Genomic DNA, 23,418 nt, shown 5'->3' with positions numbered 1-23,418 from the left:
GTCAGGACACCGGCAGTAATGTCAGCAGCCCGCAACCGTACCCTTTGGCGCGGCCGATTCCTTGCGTAAGCGCCTTGCGCAAACGTTCAGTGTCGTCGACCCGCAGTTGGCCCTCGAACACGGCCGATCGTAACGTGACGCGCTGAGATCCTCGCCGAAAGACGACTGTCTCACGGTCCCGTACCACCAGTTCAGGGTGGGTCCGGTCTTCGCTGTTCGACGAGTTCTCGATCACGCTGAACCCGTTGGACACAGTTCGATCGAGAAACCACTGCCTCTGATGACCGTCCGTCACGTGTCCTACGATCTGCTTCCGAACGCCTCCGTCGGCTGGCGTAGAGATCCGATGAGTCGGGTTGGCGGCGAGGCGGAAGATGTATTCCTGGTCTTCCGTGATCGACGCCAGGAACGACTTGTAGTCCCGGGTGGCCCAGGTAGCTCTCGTCGACCAGCCAGCTTGGTCGTTGATGTGCGCCAGGCACGGCTCGGCTGGGCTGACGACCAGGAGGTCGACGGCCTCGTCATGGCGATCGACCCGCCAGAGCACTCGTCCGGCTTCGGTGCTCGTAGGTGTGCCGGGAGAAAACGATGACATCACCGCAGCATGCATCGCGTGCCGGCTTCCGAGCAGCTTCATCGCTCCCCGACGACGCCGGTTCAATGAGATTTTTGACATGTACATTAGCTACCTCCAAGTGGAGCGAGCCAGTCGAGCTGCGCCGCCGGGCGCTCGGACGCAGGGTTGTGGACTGGGACCGTGTAGTGCACTACGTCCCGCCACTCGTACTGCCGATGGGCGGGGTCGAAGCTGATCGGAAAGTCGCGGACGGATTCCGCAATGGCCTCGCCGGGTTCGGCGTCACGCACGACCGGAAGCCCCACTGTGCTGCCCTGCATGCGACGATGACGGGTACTTGCCGTCCACTCGGCCTCGCTGAGAGCAACTTGCACCGTCGAGTCGACAATCCGCCCCCTGATCGGCCCGGCTGGAGGGAAGGAACGTCGACCGAGATACAGCGGGAAGGTCGGATTCCTCAAAGCGCTGACGAGAGCCTCCAGCAACACGGCGGGGCCCTCCACGGCGGCCACGAACTTTGCGTCGGCGAGGTAGTAGCGGTGAGTGAGCGCCTTAGACTTTCCTGTCCGCCAGTCGATTTCCGTCTGGAAATCCCGTTCAAGTCGACCGGGCTGGTCGGTCCTCACGCCGAAGCGGAGACGCGCGAGGTCCTCGATCGGATCGGTACGGCGACGGCCCATCGCCGCAGCGAGCAGACCTACCACGCCGCTCTTCGTCGGCTCAGGGCGGGTTTGCCGTTGGGTGAACCGGCTGGAGTCGCCCCACGCCTGCATGGGTGCTGCCAACTCGACCAGAAGCGTCCCGGTCACAGGGTCTCTCCAACGCGCGTCCGCACCTCGCCGCCGAGAGAGGTTATAAGGTCATCGAGCGATACGGTTTGAATCGCCTCGTCCAGGTCCACTGCATCGATCGTGGTTATCGCGTACGACGCGGCCGGTCTGGCGTCAAAGGCCGAGTAGACCCGGTCCGCTTCGTCGAGCAGTGCATTGACCGACCTTCTGGTCAGTCCGCCCGTAGGGGGGACAGCGTCTTCGAAGGCCGCGGCGAGATTGATCGGTTGGTCGGTACGTACCGTAGCCAGGACTAGCGACGGCAGCGTCTTGTTGGCGAACGTGTTGCGCTTGCCGGTCGGCATAGAGGTGATGAACGAACGGGCGAAGGCCTCGACGCCGCGAGCGACCGCCTCGACGTTGCCGAGGTTCTCCTGCAATCGTGCGACGTTGACCGTTGCGTACCTGTAGAGCGTCGCGGTGTTGAACTCGACAGTGCCGATCATGCCGGCGCCGGCGTTGTCCGCCGACTGCTTGTCATCGACGGCGGTGAAGTAGTCGAACTCGGGCACGACGGTATGCGTGCCGATCGCGTGGGCGACCTGGGCTGCGGCATCGACATTGTGGTCGGGTGCGTCCGCGATCATCCGACCGAACAGGGCGAGGTCGATCGAGTTGCCCCGCGACAGTAAGTCCTTAGCAGCCTTCTTCTCGATCTTGCCTTCGGTGGTCACGGCGAGTTCGGCGAGTGCGTCGATCTGCGGATTGCTGAGGAACAGAAGCGCGCCGGTCCGCGAGTACTCCTTCGGGTCTTCGTCGCTCTTCCGAGGCTTGACCTTCTCTACCTTGATCCCGGTGGCGGTGAGCACCTCAGCCGCGCGCTCCTGTGCGAAATCCTTACCGGACGGATCGAGAGCGCCGATCCGCGCAGCGATCTGGTCGACCATCCGTAGCGTCCGGATCCCGAGTTCGGACTCGTCCAGATGCTCGGTGAAGTCGTGGCGCATGGCGCGTTTCCAGGCTTGACTCGACACTCGTGCACGCCTGGTGCCTCCGAAGGTGGTGGTCTTGGGACTGCCGTCCTCGTCACGGTTGATGTTGGCGGGCGGGACGGAATGCACGACGTGAAAGTCGATGAACAGTGACATGCTTTCTCCTGGTGGCTGGCCTGCGTGGGTGAACGTGTGGGTGGATCAGTCGGTCGAGGTGGCCGACTCGCTGGCGGACCCTGTGGCCGACTCCTCGTCAGGTTTCGGAGCCCGGCTGAAGTCGCGGGACCACCGAAGCTGGACGCGCCTCCGGGCCTGGTCCGAACTCTCGCTGCGGCGGTGGTGTCCGCCGAGTACAGAGAGATCGTCGGCCAGGCGCCCGTAGTCGAGCCGGATATCATGCGCACGAAGTTGACCCACGAGGCTCCGGAGATGCCAGCGAGTCTCCGGTTCACTGTCCGCCGTGACCAGGGCATTGAATCGCCGGACGACCGGGTCGCTGGCGTCCTCGCTGCCGCTGATCCGCGCCAGTCGACTCAGTGCAGTGCCGAGAGAAGGGCCCCCGTCTTCGTGCATCGGCTCGTTCTTTGACTGCTGGTGGAGTGCGAACAGGGTCAAGGTGAGGTACACGGCTTTCTCGTCGGCGCTCGGGTAGTCGCGGTCGTCCTCAGGTACGGGGTAGCCGAGAAAGGCGATCTGCCACGCGGAGGGATCCTCGCCGATCTCTGTCGCTGTTGCGCGCCGGAGGCGTGCCAGCGCGCCGACGGCGGCACCACGGTTATGTCTCACTCCCTCACAGAGGTCCGCAGCCCGTCGGTTTACGTGCTGGTTGACGGCTGATCGGTACCGCCGCTGAGACTCGGTCATCGCGTGTCGTCCTTCCGTTCGACGGGCAGGTGCCGCCTGAGGTTGAAGTAGAACCAGTCGGCTGCTGCGCCGGCGGACATCGCTCGCCCGTCGACCACCCTCACGCCACGGGATCGGGGGGGCGCGGAATCCAGGAGCTCAACTCCGAGATCCCGGATGGTCGAGTGCGCTTTCGCGAACCAGGCCTGGAGGAGATTCTCGGTATCGAAGTCACCGCCCACATGACTGATCCAGAAGCGGAAGTGTTGATCGAGGGCCGCGTAGGCGGTTGTTCGAGCCCGCGCTGCGGCGCCGGCGGGATCTCCCCCGTTGGCGACAGCGAGGTCCGAGGCGAGCCGGGCCAGCGCGGAGACTCCGTGATCGGACCGCTCGATCGCCTCGATAACGCCACGGTAGGCGGAGCTTGCGCCGTGCGCGATCGCCGGGTAGACGACCAGCCGGTCGGTAAATATTTCCGAGTAGACGGACATGTTGGAGCCGTACTCGACGCCCACGGACACCAGGGACACCCGCTGGTTCGGTAGCTGGCGGGACATGACCCGGGTGCCGAGACGGTTCACGATTTCGGACGGTAGCGACTCGACAATGCCCTTCTTGTTAACGCGAGGTTCCGGGGGCGGCAGCAGCGCGGAGAGACCACGCCACAGGGCTCTGCTGAAGTCGTGGGCACGGGGCATGTAAAGGGGAACCGCGGACACTTCCTTCTTGGTCTGAGGCTCGCTGTACCTCCAGGAAGTCATCGGCTCGATCGCGAGTTGGCGCGCCTTGGCTATCGGATCGCCGATGCAGATTAGAAGTCGAGTGACGCGATCACCCGAGGTGAAGAGGCGAATGTGGCGAATCGGCCAGGTGAACAGCCCTGCCGGACCGAATGGGCCGATCGCGCTGACCTGACGCGCTGCCGGAGTCAGGGGATCGAGTTCCCACAGCGCGTAATCTTTTTCTGCCGTGTCGGGCTTCGGAACCCAGTTGTGCAACAGGGTTTCGCGGAAGTCGGCACCTTCCAGATAGAGGCCCCCGAGCCAGCCGGCCCAACCGACACCGATTGGGTACCCCCTGCCCCCCTTGGTGCGTGGATCGTCGACAGCACCCGTCTTGATGCCGTCGACATCGTAGGCCTGACAGTGCACCAGCCACCGTGCAGCCTCGGCGAACGACAGTTCGCCCACGTCCCGTCTCATAGTGAAGAGGCTGCCCGGCCCCGGTGCGTCAGGGACCAGAAGCGTTAGCGGGCGAGTAGCTCCAGACGTGCTCTCCAACCCTGCGACCTGCATGAACGGGTGGACTCTGTCGAATAGGTCGAATCTGTCGTGCCACCGATCGAGATAGTCACCGATCTGGTCGAGAGGCAGCGTTCCGGATTCCCAGATCTCGCCGAGATCGTCATCGTTCGGCACCGCGCGATACAGGACCGCGAGGATTAAGCGAAGAATCGCAAAATCCTGGGTTGGTAGCTCCCCGGCGATGCGACCGATTTCCGTGGAGCGGCGGAATACTTCGCGCAGAGAGACCGTCTCTGCGCGGCCATCGACTAGCCGCACCCGGATCCACGGCTCGTCGATGAGATTGAAGGACGCGTTCTCGACGACAGGCCGGTTCACTGCAGCTCCTTCTTGGTCACAACTAGGCCGAGCTGGGTGTCGTACTGGAAGTGGTGTCCTGCATGGAAGGCCGAACCATCTTCGCCGAGTACCAGTGGCAGCGTCCCGCGCAGCCAGCGCGAGTTCTGCCAGGTGTCAATGCAGTTCTGTTCGAGCTCGTCGATGAGCTGGTCGCCGAGTCCACCAGTACCGAGATATCCGGGAAGCCGCAGGGTGTTGAGTGAGGCGGCGTAGGCGACGTCATCCTCGATGACCGTGGCCATGTCCACCTGCATTCCAGATAACGTGCCTGCCCACCTCGGGATTCGGTGTCGCCCGCCGACCCGCTCGACGACGACCACTTCGATCGAGTCCTCCGAGTCACGCACCTGCGCAATGCCCTGTTCTTCGGTAGAGCTCGGGGCCTCTACGTGCGCCCAGCCGACGAGTGGGCCTTTGGCCGGCGCGGGCACGCGGAATAGCGCTGCCTTGCTTCGCTTGTCGGCGCGGACCCGGTCGGCGATACGCTCCGCCTCGCTCCACTCGTTGGCCCACCCGTCCGGTGCCGATATCGACTCGTAGGCGCGAGTCACCAAGAGGGCGACGTCGTCGGGGCTCATGATGCTGTCGTGTGACCTGTGGTGCTCGTCGAGGGTGGCTATACATCGCAAGAGAGGTGCCGCTCCGTAGACGGTCCGGCAGCCGCGATCGAGCACAGGTACTCCGTCGTCGTCGCGGTCGAACCCAGTCAGGATCAGGCGAGCCGAGCGGTGCGCTGACGGTCGCCCGGGGTTCTTCCACTCGTGGCGGTGAAGTCGTCCAGCGCGCTGGATGATGAGGTCGATGGGTGCGATATCGGTGAACATCAAGTCGAAGTCGACGTCGAGTGACTGTTCGATGACCTGCGTCGCGATGACGATAAGCGGGCGGGGACCGGTCGGGGCACCGGGGCCGAGCCGTTCGCGCAGTTCGACCTCCTTGGCGAGTCGGTCGGGAGTGAGGAATCGAGAGTGCAGAAGTCGGAGCTCGACGTCGCCGGACGCATCGCTCGAAAGCGCTATGAACACCTCCTGAGCGCGGCGCACAGTGTCGCAGACCACAGCGATGCTGCCGCCGTGCTTCGATTCGGTGATGACCCGCCGCGCGATATCGGCAGTGGTTCCGGCGTACTCCTCGATCGTCATGACTGATCGTCGCGCCGAGGGCTCGAGACGGATCGTCTCGGAACCGTCCGGACACGTCGCGGTGATCCGCGGGTAGGTGATCTCCTCGTCCGGGTCGGCACGCGGTGTCCGGCGTCCCAGCCCTTCGTTGTACGCGGCGACGAGTTCTCTCCGGACAGAAGGAGGAAGTGTTGCAGACATCGCGATCACGGGCACGCCGTAGGCGGCAAGCCACGTCAGAATCCTGCACAGGTATTGCCGCATGTACTCGTCAGCCGCATGGATTTCGTCGAGCACCACGACTTTTCCGCTCAAGCCGAGGTGTCGCAAGGCGACGTGCTTGGAACAGAGGGCGCCCAGGAGGATCTGATCGATGGTGCCGACGACGAAGTCGGACATCGTAGCGAGTTTGCTGCGGCCGGTCAGGAAACGGTGGGCGATGACGGACCCGTGCTCGAAAGCCCCGCTGGCCGGGTCGGAGTCGAAGATGGGGGACATCCGCGGGATATCCCGATAATCCGTATTGAATGCAGACTTGCCATGTGCGAGCCCGATGGACAGGGTCTGCGAGCCCTGGATCGCGCTGATCCACTCCTGTACCGGTCCGAAGATCCCATCTGCGGTCGCCTGAGTGGGCAGTGCGAATATCGCACCGCCGAGGCCGAACCGCGCGGCGAGGACCTCGCTCGCGCCGAAGGCTGCTTTCGTCTTGCCCTCACCGGTCGGTGCTTCGAGGATGAGTAGCTCAGGTCGCTTGACCTCGTGTGCCAGTGCGACGATGCCCGTTTGAACCGGTCGGGGATTATCGAGCCCAAGATGGGCGGCGAACAGGCTCCCGTCACCGGGTATGTCGGATACCCAGGGCAGGGGCAGTCCGAGGCGCAGCATGGCGGCCTCGGCGGCTCCTGGATGCCGCGGAGCTGTCGTCAGGGCGAACAGTTCCTGGTTGGATGCGATCCAGTCGGCGAGAATCGTCAGTCCTGCAGCAATGAGCGCCGCAGGTTGACCCGGACGAACGGTCGAGAGTCGCTGTAGATCTGCCGGGGAGAGGTGGGCGTTCGCTGCGGCGAAGTCCGCCAATTCGAACTGCACGCGCGACCAGTCTGTGCCAGTGCCGAGGAGTGCTGGGTCGCCTTCGTACTCTCGGGGCGGCGGACGGAACGACCCGTGGTGTCCGAGCGGGATCGAGGCGTAGACCGGCGAGAGTCTCGGGGGGAAGCCGTGCCTGGCTTCCAGCCACTCACACAAGATTAGGAACGTCGCCATCGAATGTGGCAGCTTCGAGCGATTCCGATGGACGGCGGGGTGAAACTCCAATTCAGCGTCGGAGATCCTGTCGCGGAGACCGTCAACTTGGACAGCGAAGGCCGGGGAGGCTTTTCCAAGGTCGTGTGCTGCTGCAAGCCAGATGACCGTCTTCTTGGCGAGCCCCGAATCGCCGTCCAGTGCCGAGATGAGTACCTGTTTGGTCGCTTGCGGCAGGAACTGGTCCCAAAGGTGTTCGGCGACCGCCGCGGTGTCGGTTATGTGCTGGTAGAGAGGCATCCACTCGGCACCGTCCTTGTAGTCGGACTTGGCCCACTGCGCGCGGGCTGATGGCGAGAGTTCGTCGATGGACGGCGAACTGTCGTACCCGTGTGGTGTGGTGTGAGCCATGAACATTAGAGTAGATCAATCAACCTCAGAAACCAATATCTAATTCAGACATTTGCTAAGTGCACGTTGACGAGGCCGGACCGCACTGCAATCCGTCCTTTCCAGCCCCGCGTGAGCAGGGAGTACGTATCCAGGAGCCTGGTCAGAGACCAACATCTACGGATCATCCCGACGGGCGGGAAGCCGTCTCGTTGAGTAGGGGACGGCTGAGGAGAGGGTAACGTGCTCGCATTCTGCTGTTCTCGCGGCTGGGTGGGTGAGGGGGTCGAATGGTGGGTAGGTGCCTTTCTTGGTGACGACCGCCGCCGGGGAATATCAGTCGTAGGCTGCGACGGTGCCTGAGAAGACGATCGACATCCCTGACCTCGCCGGCCAGACCTGGCTCGTCACCGCGCGACGAGTGGGGTCGGGTTGGAGACGGCCAGGGCGGCGTCACGGGCAGGAGCGCGGGTGATCCTCGCCGTCCGTGACACCGAGCGCGGGCGGCAGGTGGCGGCGCAGTTGCCCGGTGAAACCCGGGTGGTGGAGGTCGACCTCGCCTCGCTCGAGAGCGTCCGCCGGGCGGCGGGCGAGCTGACCGGCGTCGGTGGTGGCGACGCCGAAGGGCGGGCCGGCGGGTTGGCCGGCGAGAAAGCCGACGGGGAGGTCGAGCAGATCGACGTGCTGGTCAACAACGCCGGCGCCATCAGCCCGCGCCGGTGCGAGACCGCCGACGGGTTCGAGATGCTCCTCGGCGTCAACGTGCTGGGCCCGTTCCTGCTGACGAACCTGCTGTTGCCGCTGGTGCGGCGACGGGTGGTGATCGTCGCGTCCAACGCCCACAAGAGAGGATCCTTCGATGTCGATGACCCGCATTGTCGCCGTCGACGGTGGACCCCCGCCGCGGCCTACTCCCAGTCCAAGCTCGGCGACATGCTGTGGGGCCTGGCGCTGGATCAGCGGCTGCGGGATGGGAGGGCCGAGGCGGCTGCGGCGGGGGTGGACGTGCAGCTCACCCACCCCGGTTGGGCGGCCACGGGGATCTCGAACGCCACCGGCAACGCGGCGATCGACCGGGTGGTGACCGGCGTGTGTTCGCTCTTCGCCCAGCCCGCCGCGCAGGCCGCGCTCACGACGATGTTCGCCGCGACCCGTCCGCTGCCGCCGTGCAGCTACACAGGGCCGGACGCGATGCAGCACCTGCGGGGGATGCCGACGCTCATCGGACGCAGCGCCGAGGCATCGGACCCGGCGATCGCGGAGCGCTTCTGGGAGTTCGCCGCGGCGGAGACGGCGACGGACTGAGGCCGTCGCGGGCAGGCCGCGGGTTCGCGTGAGGGTTAGTGCAACCGAGGGGTTGCACTACGGCTGCGCCCGTGCCATGGTGGAGCCACAGGTGCACCCCGCGACCCAGCATCCACCGAGCGGAACGCACCGCGAGGGAGGGAAGCCCGATGAGCGAGAACCGAACGGCCGGAACCGGACCCGATACGACCACCGACGACGTGCCGGACGAGATCGTCCGCAGCATCCGCATCGACGCCGAGGCGCAGACCGTGTGGGGCATCATCTCGGAACCGGGATGGTTCATCAACGACGGCGAGTGGGCCGAGCACGAGATCACCACCGAGGGTGACGTCTCGCGGGTGGTGGACCCGGTGCACGGCGAGTTCAGCATCCGCACCGTCGAGTTGGACCCGCCCCGCCGGGCGGTGTTCCGCTGGCTGGGCGGGCAGGTCGGCAGCGTCGACGAGTTCCCGTCCAACACGATCGAGTTCACCGTCGAGCCGCAGGGTTCCGGCGTGGTGCTCACGGTGCGGGAGACCGGATTCGCCGGTTTGAGCAGCGACGCGGTGGTGCGCCGCCAGCGGTTCGAGGAGAACTCCGCCGGGTGGGAGACCGAACTCGACCTCGCCCGGCGCCGGGCGGAGGATCAGGCGTGAGCGACGCCCCGACCGACTCCCGCGCGGCCGAGGGGGAGGGGCTGTCGGACCTGCTCGCGCCCGAGGCGGACGGCGTCTTTGCCGCTCTCGCCGACCGGACCCGCCGCCGCATCCTCGTCCGGTTGGCCGATCAGCCGGACGACGCCGGCGCGGTGGCCGCCGACCTCGGGATCAGCAGGCAGGCGGTGGCCAAACACCTGCGAATACTGGTGGACTGTGGGCTCGTCATCGCGAGCCCACAGAAGCGACGGCAGGTCCACGCGGTCCGGCCCGATCGGATCCGCGAGATCTCCGATCTGCTCGGCGCGGTGTCCCGGGGCTGGGATCGCAGGCTCGCCCTGGTCAAGCAGCGCGCTGAGCACGCCGAGCGCACCGAACACGCCGAGCACTCCCGGCGCGCGGAGTGACCGCAGGTCAGGTGAGGTGGTCGAACTCGCCGTCAACCCAGGCGGCGTAGCGCTCCGCCGAGCGCTGGACGGCACCGCGGGCGTCCTGCGGCACGCAGCCCCCGAAGTTGCTGTAGATGCGGTCGAAGTCGTAACGCGAGACGTGGTCGGCGATCCGGCGGACGACGGCGCCGGACAGCGGCATCCAGTTGGGGAACGAGCGCATGAAGGTCACCCACCCCGGATCCGCGACCGAACCGATCGTGTCACCGGTGAACAACACGCCGCGGCCGTCGGGGGCGGTCCAGTGCACCACCACGCTGCCCGGGAAATGCCCGCCGGGCTGGGACGCGCGCACGCCCGGCACGATCTCGATCTCGCCGCCGTCCGCCGGGTCCGCGGCGTGGCCCCCGCCCCACACCACCGTGTTGCCCGGCCGCAGGCCCAGCCACTTCTCGTCCGGCGCGGAGACGTAGACCGGGCAGTCGTCGAACGCCGACGACCACAGTGATTGCACCCCGTACATGTGCGGATGCGAGGCGATGATCGCGGCGAGGCCGCCCCACCCGCGCACCGCGGCGACCGCCTCATCGCTGATGTAGTTCGGCGCCTCCACCAGCACATTGCCGTGCTCGGTGCGGATGAGCGCCGGCTTCTGCCCGATGCCGGGGGAGTTGATCTGCACGAGGTTGATGACGTCGGTCTCGCGCTCGGCGAACTCGATCGACGCGCCACGGGCCCGGGACTCCTCCGGGTCGGTCCACCGCTGCCCACCGGACGGCACGTACTGGCGCTCGTCCGCGCAGATCGGGCACACCTCCGGTAGCGGCTGCGCGCGCTCGACCCCGCAGGTCGCGCACTGGGTCACCGAGCCCACGGGTGCGCCGCCCGCGTCCGCACCGCGACCGGGGCTCACGGCATGTCCCCCTCGATGTCGACGGCATGCCAGTCGTCGCCTATCTGCAGCTCGAGCGACCCGTCGACGGGGAGCTTCTCGGACTGGCTGGAGACGGCGGACTCGAGTGCCTCCTGGGCGGTGTCGAAGTCGCCGAGGTCGATCGTCTGGTCGGGGGTGTGGAGGCGGTAGTGCGGCATGCCCCGATTGTCCCCGTCGCGCGCGACTGCCGCATCCGTCGCGGCCCCCGACCCACCCGCGCCGCAGTGGCAGGCCCCGCAGGTGCGCGGTGCCCGCTGCCCGGCGGGTCTTCCCTGGTGGCCGCCCGCGGCGCACACTGGACAGACCGCCGCCTCAGCGAGAGGGCACACCATGTCGTCGTCGTCATCCTCCCCGTCCCACGACCCACGCGACGCCGCACCGGCCGACCCGCCACCCGGGTACCCCGACCTCGGGCCCCAGCCGGTGGACGGGGTGCGGCTGCTGCGCGCACCGGCCGTGCCGACCGCCGTCGTCCGCGCCACCGGCGTGCCCATGGCCACGATCGCCGGGTTCTTCGACTCGGCCTTCGGCAAGGCCTTCCCGGTCCTGTTCGCCGCCGGCGTCACCCCGGCCGGGCCGGCGTTCGCGCTCTACACGCGCACCACCGAGGAACCCGAACCCGCCGCGGACCTGGAGATCGGGTTCCCCCTGGCGCGACCGCTGGCCGAGCTGCACCCCGACGAACCGGCCGAAATCGACGGGATGCAGGTCATCGCGTCCGAGCTCCCGGCCGGGGACGTGGCGGTGACCAGTCACCTCGGCTCCTACGACGAGCTCGGGCAGGCGTGGGGCGAGTTCATGGGCGCGATCGGCGCGACCGGCCGCGCGCCCGGCGCCCCGTTCTGGGAGAGCTACGTGACCGAGCCGAGCCCGGACATGGACCCGGCCACCCTGCGGACCGACCTGTTCTGCCCCGCCCGCATCCCGGACGACGCCGCCTGACCCGCGTTCATCGCCCGCCGCCCGCCGCCCGTCGCCCGTCGCCCGCCGCCCGCCGCCGAGCAGAGGATTTCGCCTGTATCTCTCGAGAAGCAGTGCGCGAATTCCTCTTCTCGGCGAGCGCTCACAGGCCATCGCCGTCCCGCGCCATCGCCGTCCCGCGCCGTCGCTGCGGGCGACGGGCCGGGCGGCGGGGTCGGCCGCGCCGCTACATGTCCTCCAGCGACCGACCGTTGGTCTCCGGGATGAACTTCGCCACGAACAGCAGCGACAGCAGCGCGGAGACCGCGTAGAAGCCGTAGGTGAACGTCAGGCTGAACTCGGCCATCGGCGGGAACGCGGTCGACACGGCGAAGTTCGCCAGCCACTGCGCGGCCGCCGCCAGGCCGAGGGCCGCGGAGCGGATGCGGTTGTTGAACATCTCGCCGAGCAGCACCCACACGGCCGGGCCCCACGACATGCCGAAGAACACGACGAACCCGTTCGCGGCGATGAGCGCGATCAGCCCCTGGGTGTCGGCGAGCTGTGGGGCGAGCTCGCCGTCCGGGCCCGGTCCCATGGTCGCGGTGCTGAACATCAGCGCCATCACGGCCAGCGAGATCGTCATGCCCACCGACCCGGTGATGAGGAGCTTGCGGCGGCCGATCTTGTCGATGAGTGCGATCGCCACGATCGTCACCACGATGTTCGTCACGGACGTGATGACCGTCTGGGTGAGCGCGTCCTCCTCGGTGAAGCCGACCGACTGCCAGAGGGAGGTGGAGTAGTAGAAGATGACGTTGATGCCCACTGCCTGCTGGAAGACCGACAGGATGATGCCGATCCACACGATGGGCAGCAGGTTGACCCCGCCCGGCTTGACCAGGTCACGCCACGAGCGCTTGCGGTCGTCGCGGACTGTCGCGCGGATCTCCCTGATCCGGGAGTCGACACCACCCTGCTGAATGGAGCGGAGGACCTCGCGGGCCCGGTCGACCATGCCCTTGCCCACCAGGTAGCGCGGTGATTCGGGGATGGTCAGCGCGAGCACCCCGTAGGTGACGGCGGGGATCACCTCGGCCCAGAACATCCACCGCCACGCCTCGGCGCCGAACCACAGTTCCTCGATCGCGCCGCCCGCGATGCCGGCCAGCCAGGCGTCGGAGAGCAGTGCGACGAAGATGCCGGAGACGATCGCGAGCTGCTGCAGCGATCCCAGCCGACCGCGGATCGCCGGTGGGGCGACCTCGGCGATGTAGGCCGGTGCGATGACGGACGCCGCGCCCACCCCGAGCCCGCCGACCAGCCGCCAGATGATGAGGTCGACGGGGCCGAAGGCGAACCCGGTCCCCAGGGCGCTCGCGGTGAACAGCACCGACGCGAGGATCATCACGCGGGTGCGACCCCAGTGGTCGGCCAGACGACCGGCGACGTAAGCGCCGACCATGCACCCGAGCAGGGCGGAGGACACGGCGAAGCCGGTCAGCCCGGCGTTCATCTCGAAGGTCTCCTGCACGGCGTCCACGGCACCGTTGATCACCGCGGTGTCGAAGCCGAACAGGAAGCCGCCCAACGCTGCGACCAGGGAGATGAGCACCACCCGGCCGGTGTTGAACGTCTCCTCCTCGGCGGGTGTGGGTGAGGTCTGCTGCGTGGACATGACGTACCCCGCTCTGTTGTCCGACGCACCTGCTCCAGGTGGTGAAGGGAGCGTAGGCACGCGGTGCAAGTGACGCAAGCGATAAAGGAAACCGTTGTTCCGCCCGGTCCGCCCCCGCGGGACGAGAACACGTTCTAGGCTCGGGGTCACCTCGTCGTCGTCACCGAAAGGGCCACCGCCTTGAGCGCCTCACCCGACCAGATCCGTTCCACCGCCGACTCCTACATCGCGGCACTGACCGCGGGCGACCTCGAGGCCGTGATGGACCTCTACGCCGAGGGCGCCACCGTCGAGGACCCGGTGGGCAACGGCACCGTCCACGAGGGCAAGGCCGCCATCCGCGAGTTCTACGCCAGCGTCGTGGCGATGAAGATCGAGGGCGAGGTGCTCGAGGCCCGCGTGTGCGGAAACGACCTGCTGTTCAACTTCGAGATCACCACGCACTTCGACGCCGACTCCAAGGCCACCATCAACGTCTGGGACCTCATGACCCACGACGAGCAGGGCAAGGTCACCTCGATGCGCGCCTACTGGACCCCGGAGAACATGAGCTGACCGCGGCGCGCGGGCTACGCGCCGCCCTGGCTCCCGGCCCCCTGGGGCACGTTCTCCGACGGTTGCACGACCACCAGTCCCGCGCCGCCGAACGCCAACTGGAACGTCTCCCCGGACCCGCCCCGGAGCAGGGACTTCACCCCGCCGGTGTCCACCCGGACGTCCATCGTCACCCCGGCGGTCCACAGGACCACGGCCTGGGGATCGGCGAACGTCGGTGCGGAGGCCACGTCGAGAGCGACCGGCTGTCCCTTGGTGGTCACCGCCACGAACCCGGTCCCCCGCAGGGAGACGTTGAACAACCCGCCGGTCATGACGGCGCCCTTGGCGGCGATGCGGTGGATGTCCCACGCGATCCCCTCGGAGAACGCCAGCACGCTCGCACCGTTGACCGAGATCATGTCGTCCTCCAGGTAGAGGACCTGGACCTCGGAGGCCTGGTCGGCGAGGAACAGCTCACCCCGCCCGGTGCAGCGCATGAGGGGTACGCCCTCCCCGGTCGCCGCCGCCTTGAACATCCTGCCGATCCCGCCGCTGCCGACGTTCTCGAACCCGACCTGCCCCTGGTAGGCGACCATCGATCCGGTCCGCCCGAGGATCGGCTGGTCGGCGAGCGTCGCCTTGAGCATCTTGGAGTTCTGGAGGGCGAACGGGCGGTTCGTCTCCGTCTCGCGCGCCGACTGGAAGAGGTCCCCGTGGATCATGGCGCACACGGTACGCCCGCTCCACTAGCCTTGGGGTCATGATCACCGCAATCGTCTTCGTCCACGCCGAGACGGCGCGGATCCCCGAGGTCGCCGGGGCCATCGCCGATATCGACGGAGTCTCCGAGGTCTACTCGGTCACCGGCACCATCGACCTCATCGTGCTGGTGCGGGCCCGGCGCAACGACGAGATCGCCGACATCGTCTCGGACCGCCTCAACAAGGTCCCCGGCGTGGTGGACACCGAGACCCACATCGCGTTCCGCACCCAGTCCAAGCACGATCTCGAGGCCGCGTTCTCGATCGGGTACGAGGACTGAACCGGGTACGAGGACTGAATCGGGTACGAGGACCGAACCGGCTACGGGGACCGGGAGTCAGGTCGGCTGGCCGGTCATCTGCTGTATCCGGGCCAGGCGGCGGGCCCGGCGTCGGGCCCGCTGAAGCTCGGTGAGGAGCTCCCTGCCGGTCCATTGCCGCCGGTCCTCGCCGGCCGCCTCGGCCTCGTGCACCAGCTCCACCATCCGCGCGCAAGCCGGAGCCCCCAGTCCGAGCTGACCGGCCATCTTCACGACCTTGCCCTGCAGGTACTCGACCTCGGTGGGCCGGCCGCGCACGAGATCGTCCGTCATGGACGAGGTGCCGTCCGCGTCGACGCGGACCGCGGCCCGGGCGAGGCGGCGGAACAGCGGGTTGGGCAGCCGCATCACCACCGGGAGGGCGCCGGCGGGGATGGCCAGCGGCACCCGCGGCACCACCCCGGCGGCGGTGAACACCCGGTTGGCCTCCGCCTGGCACAGGGCGACGCAGCGCCGCAGGTCCCGGTCCAGCAGCTCCGTGCGCAGCGGGAGCCCGGACAGCGCCTGGACTGCGTTGTTGAGGTTGAGCAGGACCTTGCCGTGGAGGACCGCCTGGATGTCGTCGGTGGGTCGCACGGGCAGTTCGGCCGCCGCCATGGTGCGGATCAGCGGGACGGCCATGGGATGTTCGGCGAGCCGGATCACCCCGGTGGAGGTCCGCCGATAGGTGGCGGGTCCGGTGCGCGCGACGTTGAACGGGACGACGCCGGGGATCACCGTGGTCCGGTCGAGTAGTTCCCGGATGAGGTCCGCCGAGTGCAGACCGTTCTGCAGGCCCACGACCAGCGTGTCCGGCCGGAGGTAGGGAGAGAACTCGGCGGTGGCGGCGGCCGTCTGTCCGGCCTTGGTGCACACCAGCACGACGTCCGAGCGGCGGACGCTCTCGGGCCCGGTGGCCAGGGTGAGGGCGTCGGCGGGGATGTGGAGCCGGGCGTCCTCGCCGTCTCCGGACTCGACGGTCAGTCCCACCGCCCGGATCGGGTCGAGCACGTGGGGGCGCCCGACCAGGGTCACGTCGGCGTGGCGGGCGAGCCGGCCGCCCAGGTAGCAACCGATCACGCCCGCGCCGATCACGGTGATCCGAAGAGGAGGGTTTGGGCTGGTCATGGTGGTGCAGAGGATACGACACGCGCGGCGGCGGGGGAGCCGTTCGACGTACCTGTCCGCCGGACGGGGGAATCAGTGCGGGCGCGGCCGCAGGACGACCTCGGTGGGGTGCGCATCCGGAGTGGACTCCAACGCCTGCCGGACGGCGGTGGCCACCGATTCCGGGCGGAGGAAGGCGCCCGGGTCGTAGTCGCGCCCCTCGGCGGCGACGATCGCGCGCTGCATGTCGGTGTCCACGCGGCCGGGGTGGATGGAGGTGACGCGCAGGTCGGGTTCCTCGCCGCGAAGGGTGTCGGTAACGGCGCGGAGCGCGAACTTGGAGGCGCTGTAGGAGCCCCAGCCCGGTTTGGCGGTGGTCCCCGCGCCGGAGTTGACGACGACGAGGTGGCCCCGTGCCGCGCGCAGCGCCGGGAGCAGTGCCCGGGTCAGCTCGACGACGGCCAGCACGTTGACCTCGAACGCCCGGCGCCACTGGCCGGCCTCGGACTCGTCGATCCGGCCGAGGTCGGCGACCCCGGCGCAGTGGACGAGGCCGTCGAGGGTGCTGATGTCGCGGGCGGCGCGCGCGACCCCGTCGCCGGTGGTGAGGTCGGCCTCCACCACCCGGGCTGAGCGGCAGTCAGCGGCCACGGCCCGCAGCGCATCGACGTCCCTGCCCACGAGGACGAGGTCGTGGTGGGCGGACAGCGTGCGGGCGGTCGCCGCCCCGATCCCGCGGGAGGCGCCGGTGACGAGAACCGTGCTCATGCCCCGAGGCTAGACGGACCGGGGGGCGTCGGAGTGCTGCGGGTCGGACTGCTGAGAGTCGGGAAGGGCGTCGACATCGCCGTCGAAGGCGTCGAGGAGGGCGGTGAGGGCGGGCACCGCCGAGGAGAGCAGATCGCGGTGTTCGGGGCTCAGGTAGGACATCCGCTCGGCGAAGTCCCGGTCACGATCGGCGAGGACCTGTTCGATGCGGGCCCGACCGAGGTCGGTGAGGCGGACACAGACCCCGCGTCGGTCGGAGGCGTCGGGTTCGCGCTCGACGTACCCCATGGCCTCGATGACGCTCACCGAATTACTGGTGGTCGGTACGCGGACGTTCTCGAGTCGGGCGAGGTCCGACATCCGCAGCCGCCCGTGGCAGGCCAGGGTGTGCAGGATCGAGGTCTGCGCGCGACTCAGCGCGTACTGGGTGCTCTGCCGGCGGACAAGCAGGTCCAGGCGCAACAGGATGGGTCGGAACTTCTCGGCGAGTCCCCGCCCGGGCTCACCTTCCCGTATCGCCGGATCGCTCGTCGTCGTCTCCATGACCCCTGCTCCCTCGACACCGGCTTCCGCCCCGGAAGCCTCGCGGCACCGAATCTAGGCCGAACTTCTCCCGTCATGGGGCGCCACCTCGTCCCGGGGTGGATACTGATCGCATGGGTTTGTATCACCAGATCACCGGGGCCGGCCCGACCATCGTCCTACTGCACGGCGTGTGCCACCGGGCGCACGCCTGGGATCCGGTCGTGCCGCTGCTCGCGGACCGGTTCCGCGTGGTGGTCGTGGACCTGCCCGGCCACGGGCGGTCCGCGGATCTGCCGGACACCGGCGACGTGCTCGACTACTTCGTCTCCGAGCTCGTCACCCTCCTGGAGGAGGTCGTCCCGGCCGGGGAGCGCCCCCACATCGCCGGCAACTCCCTGGGGGGCTTCCTCGCGCTGGAGCTCGGCGCCCGCGGACTGGCGAGCAGCGTCACCGCGCTGTCGCCCGCGGGGTTCTTCCGCTCGCACGCCGAATGGCGCTACACGGTGAGCGTCTTCCGGAGTCTCCGCCGGGCGGCCGGCCGGATCGGCCGCCACACCCCGGCCCTGACCGAGCGGGCCGCCGGACGCGCGGTGATGATGGCGGTGTTCTGCGCCCGCCCGTGGCGGTACCCGGCGGAGGCCGCGGCCATCGACAGCGAGGCGATCGTGTCCAACACCGTGCTCGACCGGGCCGACCGGCGGGCGTTCGTGTTCTCCGCCCCCGTCGACGAGAACCTGCCGATCACCATCCGGTGGGGCCGGTTCGACATGGTCCTTCCGGTGCGGCAGGTCTCACTCGCCACGCGGTTGTTCCCGCAGGCGAGGGTCGAGGTCAGCGCCGACGGGCACGTGCCGATGTCCGACGACCCGGAGGGCGTCGCGGCCTCGATCGCCGCCTGCGCCGAGCGCGGCCTGGCGTACGCGCGGGCCGGCAGTCGGGCCTGACCGGCTCGCCTGCCGGCCCGGCAGCCGGGCCTGACCGACCCGACCCGCCGGCCCGGCAGTCCGCCTACCCGCCCCGGCCGTCCGTCGTCAGGAGCCGATCAGGCCGTTCGGCAGGGAGCCCGAACCGAGAGAGCCGGCACCGCCGGAGAACCCGTTGCGCCACGCGACCACGGTCGACGGCCGCGGCTGCGAGGTGCCGCCGTCGGGCCAGTGCGAGGCGGGGTTCTCGATCGACGCGCCGTCCTTCTCGCCGGGGTGCTGGACGTTGACGATCACCCGGTTGTCGAACACCAGCGGTCCGCAGGTCTCGGCCCCGACGGGGACCGTGAGGAACAGCTTGGTCTCGCCGCGGTTCGGACCTTCGGTCGCCACCGAGTAGAGGCCGTCGTTGAAGCCGAGGGCGTTGCCGTCGGTGGACACCCACAGTCCCCCGGCCGGGTCGAAGGCGACGTTGTCCGGGCAGGAGATGGGGCTGACCTTCGACTTGTCGAAGCCGCCGAAGTACGAGTCCGCCTCGGCCGGGTCGCCACACACCAGCAGCAGGTTCCAGCCGAAGGTGGTGCCGGCGTGGTCGTCGGTGATCTCCACGACCTGACCGTGCTTGTTGTTGTGCCGCGGGTTGGCCTCGTCCACGTTCGCGGTCGTGCGGCGGGTGTTGTTGGTCAGCGCCATGTAGACCTTGCCGGTGGTCGGGCTGGGCTCGACGTCCTCGGGGCGGTCCATCTTGGTGGCGCCGACGCGGTCGCCGGCCATGCGGGTGTACACCGCGACCTGCTCCGGCGTCATGTCCGGCACGTGTGAGACGGCGTTCCCGCCGGGCGCGACGGTCAGGAGCGGGATCCAGGTGCCGGTGCCGTCGAACGCGCCGTCGGCGGGCAGCGTCCCGGAGCCGTCGATCTGCGCGGCGGGGGAGTTGCCGGAGAACGTCGCCACGTAGAGGGTGCCCTCGTCGAGGATCTTCATGTTCTCGGCCCGTGCGGCCGAACCGGTACCGGGTGTGATCCGGCGGCTGGAGACGAACTTGTAGAGGTAGTCGAAGCGCTCGTCGTCACCGGAATAGGCGACGACGGTGCCGTCACCGGTGACCTGGACCGAGGCGCCCTCGTGCTTGAACCGGCCCATCGCGGAGTGCTTGACCGGGGTCGAGGTCGGATCCCAGGGATCCACCTCGACGACGTAGCCGAAGCGGTTGACCTCGTTGGGCTCGGCGGCCGGGTCGAAGCGGGCGTCGAACTCCTCCCACCGGCGCCCCGAGCGGGAGACGGACACGCCGTAGCGGCGCAGGGCCTCGAGACGCTCCGGGTCGCTGACCGTCCCGGTGGTGCCGAAGTACTGGTTGAAGTTCTCCTCGCCGGACAGGACGGTGCCCCACGGAGTGTGCCCGCCGGCGCAGTTGTTCAGTGTGCCGAGCACGCGGGTGCCGGTCGGGTCGGCCGTGGTCCGGGTCAGGGGGCCGACGGCGGGTCCGCGCAGCTCGAACGGGGTGGTGGCGGTGATGCGCCGGTTGTAGGACCCCATGACGGGGTCGAGCCCGCCGTCGCCGGCGCGGCTGGAGAGCTCGACCACCGTCAGCCCGTGGGCCGCCCAGGCGATCTCCACCTGCTCGCGGGTCGGGGCCGAGGAATCGTACCCGCGGAACATCGAGGGCTCGGTCGTGTACTCGTGGTTGACGGTGAGCAGGAAGCGCTCGTCGCGGTCGTCCATCGGGAACATCACCGCGAGGTCGCAGTTGTAGCCGTACTGCATGGCCTGCGCGGCGGCGGTCTGGTTCTCGAAGTCGAACTCCGGGGCGCCCGGCAGCACGGGGTCGCCCCACCGGATCACCACCTCGCTCGAGTATCCCGCCGGGACGGTGACGGCGTCGGCGGTGTTGGGCGCGACCGGGGCGAACCCCGTGTCGATCGTCGCGCCGCCGGTGGATCCGGTGGGGCCGAGCGAGCCGGCGGCGGACGAGCCCTGCGCCGCGGCTGCCGCGGGCAGCACCTGGGTGGCGCCCACCGCCAGCGCCACGACGCCCGCGGCCTTGAGCGCACCGCGGCGGCTGATCTCGGTGGCGATGTCCCCGAAGTACGGGTTGTCGGTGGTGTTGGGCACCGGCGCGGCGCACTGGTCCCCGCACTTGTAGACACAGGTCACGTGCTGTCGGTTGGAGATCCCCGGCGTCGGGGCGGTGGCGAGCGGGAGCAGGCGGCGGACGGACATTCGGGTCTCCTGGAGGCGTCAACAGTCGTAGTGGACGCATGCACGCTAGGCGCGCGGGACGACCGGGCGGCCGCGCGCGGGCCACGCCCGCGTGAACTGTGTGCGCAGTGCGGGTGAACTCCGCCCCGGGCCGCTACAGTCACCCGTGTTCGCCCTCTATCTCGGATCGTCCGGCACGTTCCTGCCGGTGAAGGGAATTATTTCTCATGGCCTCGGTAACCTTCGAGAACGTGTCCATCATCTATCCGGGGGCCGCGCGACGCAGTGTCGACCGTCTGGATCTGGAGATCGCCGACGGCGAGTTCCTCGTCCTGGTCGGACCCTCCGGCTGCGGAAAATCGACGACCCTGCGCGCCCTGGCCGGTCTGGAGGACGTGGCGGCGGGACGGATCCTCATCGGTGACAGGGACGTGACGGGCACCGAGCCCAAGGACCGCGACATCGCGATGGTGTTCCAGAACTACGCGCTGTACCCGCATTACACGGTCCGCGAGAATATGGGTTTCGCACTGAAGCTGGCCAAGGCGTCCAAGTCGGAGATCACGGAGCGCGTCGACCGCGCGGCGGAGATGCTCGACCTGGTGCCGTATCTCGACCGCAAGCCCAAGGAGCTGTCCGGCGGCCAGCGTCAGCGCGTGGCCATGGGGCGGGCGATCGTGCGCAACCCGCAGGTCTTCCTCATGGACGAGCCGCTGTCCAACCTCGACGCCAAGCTCCGGGTGGCCACGCGCGCCCAGATCGCCAAGCTGCAGCGGGACCTGCACACCACGATGATCTACGTGACGCACGACCAGGTCGAGGCCATGACGATGGGCGACCGCGTCGCGGTGCTCAAGGACGGGGTGCTCCAGCAGGTCGACGCCCCGCGCGAGCTCTACAACAACCCGGTCAACGCCTTCGTGGCCGGCTTCATCGGGTCACCGTCCATGAACCTCTTCGACGCCCCGGTCGCCGACGGGGCGGTGGACCTCGAGGGGTTCCGCGAGCCCGTGCCCGCCGGCTCGGGGTCGCGGGTCACCGTCGGCGTGCGGCCCGAGCACCTGCGGATGGCCGCGGAAGGCCACGGGCTGGAGGTGACGGTGGACCTGGTGGAGGAGCTCGGGGCGGACAGCTACCTGCATTGCTCGACCCGCGACAACCACCCCGTGGTGTACCGGGCGGAGTCGGGTGACCACCCCCGCAAGGGCGACACCATGTACCTCGAGGCGCTCGACGACGAGGTGCGGTTCTTCGACGTGGAATCCGGTCTCAGACTGCGCTGACCCCGTGGGGCCGGGGCCCGTGCCAACGGCGATGCACGCCGGCGTCCGCCCCGATCGGGTGTTGCTAGAGTGACTCCTGTGACCTCGCTCCCGTGACCATCCTGGTGGCGGGAGCGACGGCGCGTCGGTCGCGTGTCCGCACGTGGTCCCGCGCCACCGCCGTCTCGTGGGTTACGCTCAGCAGGTCCTCAGTGAGACCCGCGTCACAGGCGGCACCGGTCCACTGCCCCGTCGGCACTCGCCGAGGGGAGTCGAGACACGACAGTAGGAGAGAGCGCATGGCCGTTCACGGCAGGTTCCTCAAGGCGGCGGCGGCCGCCTCCGTAGTCGCCCTGGTATCCACGGCGTGTGGATCGGGTGGCGATGAATCCGACGAGCAGGCGCAGGCCGGCACCTCGGGCGTCGGCCCCATCACCTTCGCGATGGGCAGCAACGACACCGACAAGCTCCGTCCCGTCATCGAGCAGTGGAACGCGGAGAACCCCGACCAGGAGGTCACCCTCCGCGAGCTGCCGGCCGAGCAGGACGGGCAACGCGACACCCTGACGCAGTCGCTCCAGACCGAGAGCGGCGAGTACGACGTGTTCGCCCTCGACGTCACCGACACCGCGTACTTCGCGGCCAACGGGTGGCTGCAGCCGATCGAGAACGAGACCGAGGTCGACACCTCCGGGCTGATCGAGGCCGCCGTCGACTCGGCGACCTACAACGGCACCCTCTACGGCGTGCCGCAGAACACCAACGCCCAGCTCCTGTACTACCGCACCGACCTCCAGCCGGAGGCGCCCGCCAACTGGGAGGAGCTCGTCTCCTCCTGCGAGGCCGCGGAGGGTGCGAACGTCGACTGCCTGCAGACCCAGCTCAGCCAGTACGAGGGTCTCACCGTCGCCGCCACCCAGTTCATCCACAGCTGGGGCGGGCAGGTCGTCGGTGAGGACGGGAAGACGCCCGAGCTCGACACCGAGGAGGCGCGTGCCGGCCTGGCCGCCCTCGTCGACGCATACAAGGGCGGCGTCATCCCCCAGAAGACCGACGCGTTCACGGAGGAGGAGACCGCGCAGGCCTTCCTCGCCGGCGAGACCATGTACTCCTACAACTGGCCGTACATGTACGAGTCGGGCCAGTCCGACCCCACGTCGCAGGTCCAGGGTGACTTCCAGGTCGCCCCGATCGTCGGCGAGGACGGCGCCGGTCAGTCCACGCTCGGTGGCTACAACAACGCGATCAACGTGTTCTCCGAGAACAAGGAGACCGCGCGGGCCTTCCTCGAGTTCATCATCTCCGAGGACGTCCAGATGGGCTTCGCCGAGCAGTCGTTCCCGCCGGTGCTGTCCTCGATCTATGACGACGAGGCGCTCCAGCAGGAGTTCCCCTACATGCCGGCGCTGAAGGCGGCGCTCGACAACGCCGAGCCGCGCCCGGTCACCCCGTTCTATCCGTCCGTGTCCAAGGCGATCCAGGACAACACCTTCGCGGCGCTTCACGGGGAGAAGGACGTCGAGCAGGCCCTCAACGACATGTCGGCCGCGATCGAACAGGCACAGTGATTCACCGAGCACGGTGATCGAACGAGGTCAGCGATCACCGC

Annotated in this window: 23 protein-coding genes; 9 read left to right on the top strand and 14 right to left on the bottom strand. The window is 68.5% G+C overall.

All coding sequences use genetic code 11. The features are described from left to right. Position 1: 1 nt before the first annotated feature. From cas6e to cas3, 6 genes are all read right to left on the bottom strand, one after another. Positions 2-676: a type I-E CRISPR-associated protein Cas6/Cse3/CasE gene (gene cas6e / locus G6R20_RS16225; protein ID WP_275898266.1), complete on the bottom strand. Its 675-nt coding sequence runs from the start codon at positions 674-676 to the stop codon at positions 2-4. 5 nt (positions 677-681) lie between these two features. Beyond that, on the bottom strand, positions 682-1,386 hold the full coding sequence (gene cas5e, locus G6R20_RS16220; RefSeq protein ID WP_163376993.1) for a type I-E CRISPR-associated protein Cas5/CasD: 705 nt from the start codon (positions 1,384-1,386) through the stop codon (positions 682-684). Continuing rightward, positions 1,383-2,495 (bottom strand): type I-E CRISPR-associated protein Cas7/Cse4/CasC, encoded by a 1,113-nt coding sequence (cas7e, locus tag G6R20_RS16215; RefSeq protein WP_163376992.1) that lies wholly within the window; start codon positions 2,493-2,495, stop codon positions 1,383-1,385. The genes cas5e and cas7e overlap by 4 nt, the downstream gene beginning before the upstream one ends. A gap of 45 nt (positions 2,496-2,540) precedes the next feature. After that, entirely contained in the window at positions 2,541-3,125 is a 585-nt protein-coding gene (gene casB, locus G6R20_RS16210) for a type I-E CRISPR-associated protein Cse2/CasB (RefSeq protein ID WP_163376991.1), read from the bottom strand. 74 nt (positions 3,126-3,199) lie between these two features. After that, positions 3,200-4,804: a type I-E CRISPR-associated protein Cse1/CasA gene (gene casA / locus G6R20_RS16205; protein WP_163376990.1), complete on the bottom strand. Its 1,605-nt coding sequence runs from the start codon at positions 4,802-4,804 to the stop codon at positions 3,200-3,202. Beyond that, positions 4,801-7,602, bottom strand: a complete 2,802-nt coding sequence (gene cas3 / locus G6R20_RS16200; protein ID WP_163376989.1) for a CRISPR-associated helicase Cas3' — start codon at positions 7,600-7,602, stop codon at positions 4,801-4,803. Before cas3 ends, casA begins: the two co-directional genes overlap by 4 nt. A gap of 450 nt (positions 7,603-8,052) precedes the next feature. Here cas3 and G6R20_RS16195 point away from each other — a divergent pair, with 450 nt between their 5' ends. The 3 genes from G6R20_RS16195 (at position 8,053) to G6R20_RS16185 (ending at position 9,931) form a co-directional block, all read left to right on the top strand. After that, positions 8,053-8,886, top strand: a complete 834-nt coding sequence (locus tag G6R20_RS16195; RefSeq protein ID WP_240341518.1) for an SDR family NAD(P)-dependent oxidoreductase — start codon at positions 8,053-8,055, stop codon at positions 8,884-8,886. Positions 8,887-9,035: 149 nt separating this feature from the next. Then, positions 9,036-9,524 carry an SRPBCC domain-containing protein gene (locus G6R20_RS16190; RefSeq protein ID WP_163376988.1) on the top strand — a complete coding sequence of 163 codons (489 nt, stop codon included), beginning with the start codon at positions 9,036-9,038 and terminating at the stop codon, positions 9,522-9,524. After that, on the top strand, positions 9,521-9,931 hold the full coding sequence (locus tag G6R20_RS16185) for a metalloregulator ArsR/SmtB family transcription factor (RefSeq protein ID WP_205475919.1): 411 nt from the start codon (positions 9,521-9,523) through the stop codon (positions 9,929-9,931). Before G6R20_RS16190 ends, G6R20_RS16185 begins: the two co-directional genes overlap by 4 nt. Before the next feature lie 7 nt (positions 9,932-9,938). Here G6R20_RS16185 and G6R20_RS16180 read toward each other — a convergent pair whose 3' ends face one another. Together G6R20_RS16180 and G6R20_RS16175 are read right to left on the bottom strand one after the other, a co-directional pair. Further along, a complete protein-coding gene (locus tag G6R20_RS16180; RefSeq protein ID WP_096906383.1) occupies positions 9,939-10,826 on the bottom strand; it encodes a hydrolase in 888 nt (295 codons plus the stop codon). Beyond that, positions 10,823-11,005, bottom strand: a complete 183-nt coding sequence (locus tag G6R20_RS16175) for a hypothetical protein (protein WP_154830990.1) — start codon at positions 11,003-11,005, stop codon at positions 10,823-10,825. The genes G6R20_RS16180 and G6R20_RS16175 overlap by 4 nt, the downstream gene beginning before the upstream one ends. 172 nt (positions 11,006-11,177) lie before the next feature. Between G6R20_RS16175 and G6R20_RS16170 the strand changes: the two genes are divergently transcribed. Then, positions 11,178-11,789, top strand: coding sequence for a GyrI-like domain-containing protein (locus G6R20_RS16170; RefSeq protein ID WP_163376987.1), 612 nt, complete (start codon positions 11,178-11,180; stop codon positions 11,787-11,789). A 205-nt stretch (positions 11,790-11,994) separates the two neighbouring features. On the opposite strand, the gene G6R20_RS16165 is transcribed toward G6R20_RS16170, so the two are convergent. Beyond that, entirely contained in the window at positions 11,995-13,425 is a 1,431-nt protein-coding gene (locus G6R20_RS16165; protein ID WP_096906381.1) for a sugar porter family MFS transporter, read from the bottom strand. A 180-nt stretch (positions 13,426-13,605) separates the two neighbouring features. On the opposite strand from G6R20_RS16165, the gene G6R20_RS16160 reads away from it, so the two are divergent. Further along, positions 13,606-13,980 carry an SgcJ/EcaC family oxidoreductase gene (locus G6R20_RS16160; protein ID WP_163376986.1) on the top strand — a complete coding sequence of 125 codons (375 nt, stop codon included), beginning with the start codon at positions 13,606-13,608 and terminating at the stop codon, positions 13,978-13,980. 14 nt (positions 13,981-13,994) lie between these two features. Here the strand turns inward: G6R20_RS16160 and G6R20_RS16155 are convergent, their stop codons facing one another. After that, the gene (locus tag G6R20_RS16155) at positions 13,995-14,684 is read right to left on the bottom strand and encodes an AIM24 family protein (RefSeq protein WP_163376985.1); all 690 of its coding nucleotides are present in this window, start codon (positions 14,682-14,684) and stop codon (positions 13,995-13,997) included. Positions 14,685-14,722: 38 nt separating this feature from the next. Between G6R20_RS16155 and G6R20_RS16150 the strand changes: the two genes are divergently transcribed. Continuing rightward, positions 14,723-15,004: an Lrp/AsnC ligand binding domain-containing protein gene (locus tag G6R20_RS16150; RefSeq protein WP_067720093.1), complete on the top strand. Its 282-nt coding sequence runs from the start codon at positions 14,723-14,725 to the stop codon at positions 15,002-15,004. A gap of 57 nt (positions 15,005-15,061) precedes the next feature. On the opposite strand, the gene G6R20_RS16145 is transcribed toward G6R20_RS16150, so the two are convergent. The 3 genes from G6R20_RS16145 to G6R20_RS19055 form a co-directional block, all read right to left on the bottom strand. After that, positions 15,062-16,150: a 2-dehydropantoate 2-reductase gene (locus G6R20_RS16145; protein WP_163376984.1), complete on the bottom strand. Its 1,089-nt coding sequence runs from the start codon at positions 16,148-16,150 to the stop codon at positions 15,062-15,064. A 72-nt stretch (positions 16,151-16,222) separates the two neighbouring features. After that, on the bottom strand, positions 16,223-16,897 hold the full coding sequence (locus G6R20_RS16140; protein ID WP_163376983.1) for an SDR family oxidoreductase: 675 nt from the start codon (positions 16,895-16,897) through the stop codon (positions 16,223-16,225). A 9-nt stretch (positions 16,898-16,906) separates the two neighbouring features. Next, positions 16,907-17,440 (bottom strand): MarR family transcriptional regulator, encoded by a 534-nt coding sequence (locus G6R20_RS19055; RefSeq protein ID WP_069389855.1) that lies wholly within the window; start codon positions 17,438-17,440, stop codon positions 16,907-16,909. Between the two features lie 113 nt (positions 17,441-17,553). Between G6R20_RS19055 and G6R20_RS16130 the strand changes: the two genes are divergently transcribed. Next, entirely contained in the window at positions 17,554-18,366 is an 813-nt protein-coding gene (locus tag G6R20_RS16130) for an alpha/beta fold hydrolase (protein ID WP_067720085.1), read from the top strand. Between the two features lie 87 nt (positions 18,367-18,453). Here the strand turns inward: G6R20_RS16130 and G6R20_RS16125 are convergent, their stop codons facing one another. Next, positions 18,454-20,568: a PhoX family phosphatase gene (locus tag G6R20_RS16125; RefSeq protein WP_163376982.1), complete on the bottom strand. Its 2,115-nt coding sequence runs from the start codon at positions 20,566-20,568 to the stop codon at positions 18,454-18,456. Between the two features lie 206 nt (positions 20,569-20,774). Here G6R20_RS16125 and ugpC point away from each other — a divergent pair, with 206 nt between their 5' ends. After that, on the top strand, positions 20,775-21,830 hold the full coding sequence (gene ugpC, locus G6R20_RS16120) for a sn-glycerol-3-phosphate ABC transporter ATP-binding protein UgpC (protein WP_163376981.1): 1,056 nt from the start codon (positions 20,775-20,777) through the stop codon (positions 21,828-21,830). A 278-nt stretch (positions 21,831-22,108) separates the two neighbouring features. Next, positions 22,109-23,377 (top strand): ABC transporter substrate-binding protein, encoded by a 1,269-nt coding sequence (locus G6R20_RS16115; RefSeq protein ID WP_163376980.1) that lies wholly within the window; start codon positions 22,109-22,111, stop codon positions 23,375-23,377. Positions 23,378-23,418 lie beyond the last annotated feature (41 nt).

Source organism: Dietzia sp. Alg238-R159 (genome assembly GCF_900537145.1).
In the GTDB taxonomy this organism is placed as follows: domain Bacteria; phylum Actinomycetota; class Actinomycetes; order Mycobacteriales; family Mycobacteriaceae; genus Dietzia; species Dietzia kunjamensis.
This window is presented reverse-complemented; position numbering and strand designations above follow the sequence as displayed.

What these genes read in the sequence shown, in the direction of transcription:
- G6R20_RS16125 (WP_163376982.1), bottom strand. Translation starts at nt 20,568, where the DNA reads ATGTCCGTCCGCCGCCTGCTCCCGCTCGCCACCGCCCCGACGCCGGGG.
- G6R20_RS16130 (WP_067720085.1), top strand. Translation starts at nt 17,554, where the DNA reads ATGGGTTTGTATCACCAGATCACCGGGGCCGGCCCGACCATCGTCCTA.
- G6R20_RS16190 (WP_163376988.1), top strand. Translation starts at nt 9,036, where the DNA reads ATGAGCGAGAACCGAACGGCCGGAACCGGACCCGATACGACCACCGAC.
- G6R20_RS16165 (WP_096906381.1), bottom strand. Translation starts at nt 13,425, where the DNA reads ATGTCCACGCAGCAGACCTCACCCACACCCGCCGAGGAGGAGACGTTC.
- cas7e (WP_163376992.1), bottom strand. Translation starts at nt 2,495, where the DNA reads ATGTCACTGTTCATCGACTTTCACGTCGTGCATTCCGTCCCGCCCGCC.
- G6R20_RS16150 (WP_067720093.1), top strand. Translation starts at nt 14,723, where the DNA reads ATGATCACCGCAATCGTCTTCGTCCACGCCGAGACGGCGCGGATCCCC.
- G6R20_RS19055 (WP_069389855.1), bottom strand. Translation starts at nt 17,440, where the DNA reads ATGGAGACGACGACGAGCGATCCGGCGATACGGGAAGGTGAGCCCGGG.
- cas3 (WP_163376989.1), bottom strand. Translation starts at nt 7,602, where the DNA reads ATGGCTCACACCACACCACACGGGTACGACAGTTCGCCGTCCATCGAC.
- ugpC (WP_163376981.1), top strand. Translation starts at nt 20,775, where the DNA reads ATGGCCTCGGTAACCTTCGAGAACGTGTCCATCATCTATCCGGGGGCC.
- G6R20_RS16170 (WP_163376987.1), top strand. Translation starts at nt 11,178, where the DNA reads ATGTCGTCGTCGTCATCCTCCCCGTCCCACGACCCACGCGACGCCGCA.
- G6R20_RS16175 (WP_154830990.1), bottom strand. Translation starts at nt 11,005, where the DNA reads ATGCCGCACTACCGCCTCCACACCCCCGACCAGACGATCGACCTCGGC.
- cas6e (WP_275898266.1), bottom strand. Translation starts at nt 676, where the DNA reads ATGTCAAAAATCTCATTGAACCGGCGTCGTCGGGGAGCGATGAAGCTG.
- G6R20_RS16140 (WP_163376983.1), bottom strand. Translation starts at nt 16,897, where the DNA reads ATGAGCACGGTTCTCGTCACCGGCGCCTCCCGCGGGATCGGGGCGGCG.
- G6R20_RS16115 (WP_163376980.1), top strand. Translation starts at nt 22,109, where the DNA reads ATGGCCGTTCACGGCAGGTTCCTCAAGGCGGCGGCGGCCGCCTCCGTA.
- G6R20_RS16145 (WP_163376984.1), bottom strand. Translation starts at nt 16,150, where the DNA reads ATGACCAGCCCAAACCCTCCTCTTCGGATCACCGTGATCGGCGCGGGC.
- G6R20_RS16155 (WP_163376985.1), bottom strand. Translation starts at nt 14,684, where the DNA reads ATGATCCACGGGGACCTCTTCCAGTCGGCGCGCGAGACGGAGACGAAC.